The sequence below is a fragment of the Gluconobacter oxydans genome (assembly GCF_006539685.1).
Lineage (GTDB): Bacteria > Pseudomonadota > Alphaproteobacteria > Acetobacterales > Acetobacteraceae > Gluconobacter > Gluconobacter oxydans.
In genome coordinates this window covers 1-1,039 of the sequence record NZ_BJNM01000092.1, presented here as the reverse complement: position 1 = coordinate 1,039, position 1,039 = coordinate 1, and the positions used below count along the sequence as shown (strand labels likewise).

Here is a 1,039-nt window from a genome sequence, read left to right as displayed (position 1 = left end):
AGCGGTCCAGCCGGATCCGCATCCCGTCATCATCGAGCGCCACATTCTCCAGGCACAGCGCCGCCACTTCGGACCGTCGGAGGGCGCCGGCAAAGCCGAGCAGAAGAATAGCCTTGTCCCGAACGCCCACCAGCTCATCCGTATCGATCTGCTCGATGACCTCGCTCAGCAGATCCCAGGTCAGCCCCTTGACCTGACGGGACGCACTTTCCGTTGACGTCCTGCGAATGCCTGCAACCGTTTCGGACACAAGGGCATGGGAGGTCGGGACGGGAACCTGGGCAACATGGTGCAGATAGCGCAGTGCAGCACGGTGCAGATCCACCGTCGCGGGCCGCTTCTTCTGCAGCGCAAGATCAGCCAGATAGGCGGCGACATCCTCGCTGCGGGCGGGCAGGGCAGGGAGCCCATGTCCTGCCGCCCACGCACACCAGGAGCGCACGGCCGAGCGGTAGGTCCGGCGTGTGTTCACTGCCTTCGCCGCCCGGGAATAGGTCTTTGAGGCGCGCTCCGCCGTCACCAGCGTCCCGTCATAGTCGGGCAGGGCCTCGTCAGTCAGGGCATCGAACCACTGCAGGACCGCGCCAGACTGCTGACCCAGAGGAGAGGCCAGCGGCGCCAGCGTGGCCGCCTGCGATCCCGCCTTGCGCCGTCTGGCGGCCTTCGGCCTGAGCCAGGCGACGAACACCGGTTCGGGTTCGAGATCCAGAGCAATCGCCAGCTCGTGCCCGGAGGGCAGGGCGGTCAGATGGGCACTGGCGATGGCCAGTGCCTCCTCGGCCGTCTCAACATCGGTGGACAGGACCGTGTCTTCGGCAAATTCGTTGTCGCGGTATTCAATGCCGCGAATGACCAGAGAGAGATGAGGGGAGAAGCGACCGGTCGAGAGCAGGGCCACCGCTTCTGTCAGATCGCCGGCAGGAAGCTGCTGCCGGGTCTTCTGGTCCAGCCGGTCCAGGAGGGCCTCACGGGCAGCCTTTGCCGAGCCTGCGATGTGAAGATGGCTGAGCATGAACGCCTCCGCGAAACCAGAACCTGG

Annotated in this window: 1 protein-coding gene; it reads right to left on the bottom strand. The window is 65.7% G+C overall.

Annotated elements, in window-relative coordinates:
* The coding region (locus tag GOX01_RS12725) for a tyrosine-type recombinase/integrase (RefSeq protein ID WP_141259277.1) at positions 1-1,012 on the bottom strand (1,012 nt) is incomplete at its 3' end.
* Positions 1,013-1,039: the final 27 nt, after the last annotated feature.